This window comes from Polaromonas sp., from assembly GCF_031411155.1.
GTDB lineage: Bacteria > Pseudomonadota > Gammaproteobacteria > Burkholderiales > Burkholderiaceae_C > Polaromonas.
Genome location: NZ_JANOAL010000115.1, coordinates 1 through 4,317, shown reverse-complemented (window position 1 = coordinate 4,317; position 4,317 = coordinate 1). Strand labels below are relative to the sequence as shown.

Below are 4,317 nucleotides of genomic sequence, written 5' to 3'. Positions count from 1 at the left end.
GCGCCGCGCTGTTGTGGATGAAACAAAAGGGCGCCCTGCCCTACGCCTACACCGCCAACCTGGGCCAGCCCGACGAGTCCGACTACGACGAGATCCCGCGCAAGGCCATGGAATACGGCGCCATCAAGGCCCGTTTGATCGACTGCCGCCCGCAGTTGGCGGCTGAAGGCATTGCCGCGCTGCAGGCCGGTGCTTTCCACATCACCACCGCCGGCAACACCTACTTCAACACCACGCCCCTGGGCCGCGCCGTGACCGGCACCATGCTGGTGTCGGCCATGAAGCAGGACGACGTGAACATCTGGGGCGACGGCAGCACCTACAAGGGCAACGACATCGAGCGCTTTTACCGCTACGGCCTGCTGACCAACCCCAACCTCCAAATCTACAAGCCCTGGCTGGACCAACTGTTCATTGACGAACTGGGCGGCCGCGCCGAAATGTCGGCCTTCATGACCCAGGCCGGCTTTGGCTACAAGATGTCGGCCGAAAAAGCCTATTCCACCGATTCCAACATGCTGGGCGCCACGCACGAGGCCAAAGACCTGGAGCACCTCAGCAGCGGCATGAAAATCGTCAACCCCATCATGGGCGTGGCCTTCTGGAAGGACGAAGTCGAAGTCAAGCGCGAGGAAGTCACGGTGCGCTTTGAAGAAGGCCGGCCGGTCGCCCTCAACGGCGTCGAGTACACCGACCTGGTCGAGCTGATCCTGGAAGCCAACCGCATCGGCGGCCGCCACGGCCTGGGCATGAGCGACCAGATCGAAAACCGCATCATCGAGGCCAAGAGCCGCGGCATCTACGAGGCGCCCGGCCTGGCGCTGCTGTTCATCGCCTACGAGCGGCTGGTGACCGGCATCCACAACGAGGACACCATCGAGCAGTACCGCGACAGCGGCCGCCGCCTGGGCCGGCTGCTCTACCAGGGCCGCTGGTTTGACTCGCAGGCCATCATGCTGCGCGAAACCGCCCAGCGCTGGGTCGCCAGCGCCATCACCGGCGAAGTGACCATCGAGCTGCGCCGTGGCAACGACTACTCGATTTTGAACACCGAGTCGGCCAACCTGACCTACCAGCCCGAGCGGCTGAGCATGGAAAAAGTCGAAGGCGCGTTCACGCCGCTGGACCGCATCGGCCAACTGACGATGCGCAACCTCGACATCATCGACACCCGCGCCAAGCTGGGAATTTACGCCAAGACCGGCGTGCTGTCATTGGGAACGGGTGGGGATTTGCTGAAGTTGGCGGGCGACAAGAGCGAATGATGGTTTTTGGTATGTAGCCTTATAGAACGGGCACTACGCGCTACTGAATTTATAGTGAACCTTCATGCAGCCTGGTTTCATTTCTCCCACTGTTCTGTGGGGCGGCCTGGCGGTCAGGTCGCCGCAGTTGCTGCGGTGTTTCTCGGGTGTTTTATTGAGCTGGAAGAATGTCTTGATGCATGAAGAATCCTTTTCTGACAAGGACTTGACTACGTTTTTGACAGTCATGTTATGCCGCAGGGTTTGCGGTCTACATTACGTCAGAAAACCTCGCGGGGTTGATTTCAGATGCCGCATTGCTGGGTCCAATCAAGCCGTGTCTAATTGCGTTCCAACCTACAAAACGACGGAGTATTCATGGGCCTATTCGATTTCTTCTCAAAGGGCAAGAGTTCGCCCAAGACATATTCCGGCGGGAGCCGCTCGCCTTCCAAGAACGGCGGTCCGCTGGTAAAGACCGGTCCGACGAAGGACCAAGTTCGAAGCCGCAACGGCGACGGCCAATGGCGAAAGAAGCGTAGCGACGCAGAGTAGGCCCAAACACGTAAGCACTGCCGCCCAGGCACCCACAACCCACAGCACGAAATGGCTCCCGAGACCGACATGACACTACACAAACTCTTCGCTGCACTCCTCTTCGCTTCCGTACTCGCCGGCTGTGCCACCGCAACGAAGCAAACTGATGCGTCGATGACACCGTATGACAAAGACACTGAATACGCGGTGGCGCCGCAGTCCGATGGATTCACGATTGCTATCAACTACTCTCGATATCAGTTCATCCCCGAAAGCGGCGCCGTCGCCATCGCATGCAAGAGCGCGCTTACCGCAATTGCATACGAGCAAGCTCAGAAGCAAGGCCGAAGGATTCAACCGCTTAACGAGCAGAGGATCCGAATCTCAATGGGCAGGAATGGCCTGTCGGGAATTACGTCGTGCTCAGCGCTAGCGGTTGCCGAGTGGCAGAAGTAGCACCACTGACGCCTCTTAAGTCGCTCCCGCTAAGTGATTGATTTTCAATGGCTTTTTCTGAGCGACCTTCAGGCGATTTTCGGCCTTGGCCCGATTGCCCGCTAACCCTGCTCTCCAGCGGGACGCTACGCCGGGCAGCCGGCGTAGCGGCCCTGAGCCAGCACGTTAGGCACCCGAAACCACTCCCATGGATATTCGACGCATGAACGATCGTCAACGTATCACTCTCTTCGCTGGCGCGGCCGCGGTGATTATTCTTGCTTGGCTGGTGTGGCCAAAGGAGAAGCCTACCGGCCGCCTCACAGTTGCAACCGCCGACGTTCCTATCGTCATGCACACGTCCGGCGGTCGGCTCGAAGTGGCGACCGTGACCGCTACTGAGGCCTTCAAACCGGATGCCCCACCAAAGAGCTTTCTCGGCGTGGACCTAGGCAAGACCGTCTCGAACGTCAAGGCCAAGGTCGTGTATCGATACCACATCGAGATGGCCAAAGAGTGGCCCATTAAAGTGCAGGGGACGACAGCGATCGTAGAAACAGCAGAGATAAAGCCAACGCTGCCGGTCGCTTTCGATACGGCGACGATGGAAAAGCAGACGAACAGTGGCTGGGCGCGTTTTGACAAGCACGAAAACCTAGATGAGCTTGAACGCCGTCTTTCCCCAAAACTCGAAGAGCGTGCATACGGCTACAAGGGGCTGGCGCTCGAATCCGCACGCAAGTCCGTTGGCGATTTCGTACGAACCTGGCTCATGAAGGAACAACACTCACAGCAGGCGGTGATGTATCAAGTCCAAGTCGTGTTCCCGGGTGAGCCATCACCGTTGGCAACGACGGGGCGCTCCGATAGCACTTCTCCCTGAGGAACACGGGTGCATAACCCGGGAGACTATTTACTCAGGAGCCATCCAGATGAAAAAACCTGACGCATTCGAGCAAGAGATTCTGGCCGCCTACGAAAAGGGCGAGTTCAGGTCCACCTCGCCTTCCAAGGCTCAGTTGGCCAAATTCAAGGCCGCCGCAAGCGCTACTTTTTTGAAGGAAAAGCGGGTCAACATCCGCATTTCAACGCCGGACTTGATGGACATTCAGGCTCGGGCGCTTGAAGAAGGCATGCCTTACCAGACCCTGATCGCCAGCGTGTTACACAAGTATGTGTCCGGGCGTTTTGTGGAGCCGTCGTCCAGCCGTTAAACCTTCCAAATATTGAGTATGTTCAAGTTCGAATGGGATGATCAAAAGGCAGCGAGCAATTTGCTGAAACACGGTGTATCGTTCGACGAAGCGGTCAGCGTTTTTGGGGATGCACTGGCACTGACCTTTGCAGACACAGATCACACCGAGGTCGAGGATCGAAGCAGGACCTACGGAATCTCAAACAAAGCGCGGCTTCTGGTAGTGATCCATACGGAGCGCCGCAACGGCATTCGAATCATCAGCGCACGAAAGGCAACTCGATATGAAAAAAACATCTACAAAAACGGCTGATCAAGACATCCCCGAATTGAAGCGAGATCAACTCGGCAAGGGTGTAAGGGGTAAATACCTGAAGCACTTCATGCAGGGTAGTAATGTTGTTGTCTTGCAACCTGAAATTCAGAAAGCATTCCCTACTTCCGAGGCAGTCAATAAGGCCCTGGCAAGCATGCTGGCCTTTGCGCAAGAGACGCAGGGCTTAACTGCTCGCTCAAGCCGGACGCCGCGCAAACGCGCCGCAGCCTAGCTTCGACGTTGAATAGGGGTAGGGCCGACTTGATGGACATCCAGGCTCGGGCGCTTGAAGAAGGCATGCCTTACCAGACCCTGATCGCCAGCGTGTGTGTCCGGGCGTTTTGTGGAGCCGTCGTCCAGCCTGAAGTCGCGTTCAAGTGGGTCTAAGGAAAGACGCCGTACGTCCTTACGGGTTACAGTCGTCAAGACCGGTTTTCATGCATTAAAATGGTAAGCGGCCAGCAAACACACCCTTGACGCGTTGGGCGGCGCGACAGCCCTGAGGTCAGCGCAAGCAGAAGGTCGGCTGCCAGCGGTGTGGCAGCAGCTCACCGACCTGGCTGGCACGCTGGGTGGGCAGGCGAGCCAGC

At 57.8% G+C, this 4,317-nt stretch carries 6 protein-coding genes; all 6 read left to right on the top strand.

What is annotated here, in order from left to right; translation table 11 throughout:
• Positions 1-1,265: argininosuccinate synthase (gene argG / locus RMO23_RS07935; RefSeq protein ID WP_309680216.1), on the top strand; the 1,265-nt coding region annotated here is incomplete at its 5' end.
• A 603-nt stretch (positions 1,266-1,868) separates the two neighbouring features.
• The gene (locus RMO23_RS07930; protein WP_309680214.1) at positions 1,869-2,237 is read left to right on the top strand and encodes a hypothetical protein; all 369 of its coding nucleotides are present in this window, start codon (positions 1,869-1,871) and stop codon (positions 2,235-2,237) included.
• A gap of 187 nt (positions 2,238-2,424) precedes the next feature.
• Entirely contained in the window at positions 2,425-3,099 is a 675-nt protein-coding gene (locus RMO23_RS07925) for a hypothetical protein (protein ID WP_309680211.1), read from the top strand.
• Between the two features lie 49 nt (positions 3,100-3,148).
• Entirely contained in the window at positions 3,149-3,430 is a 282-nt protein-coding gene (locus tag RMO23_RS07920; RefSeq protein WP_309680209.1) for a hypothetical protein, read from the top strand.
• A gap of 18 nt (positions 3,431-3,448) precedes the next feature.
• Positions 3,449-3,724: a BrnT family toxin gene (locus tag RMO23_RS07915; protein WP_309680207.1), complete on the top strand. Its 276-nt coding sequence runs from the start codon at positions 3,449-3,451 to the stop codon at positions 3,722-3,724.
• Positions 3,696-3,959 carry a hypothetical protein gene (locus RMO23_RS07910; protein WP_309680205.1) on the top strand — a complete coding sequence of 88 codons (264 nt, stop codon included), beginning with the start codon at positions 3,696-3,698 and terminating at the stop codon, positions 3,957-3,959. The genes RMO23_RS07915 and RMO23_RS07910 overlap by 29 nt, the downstream gene beginning before the upstream one ends.
• Positions 3,960-4,317 lie beyond the last annotated feature (358 nt).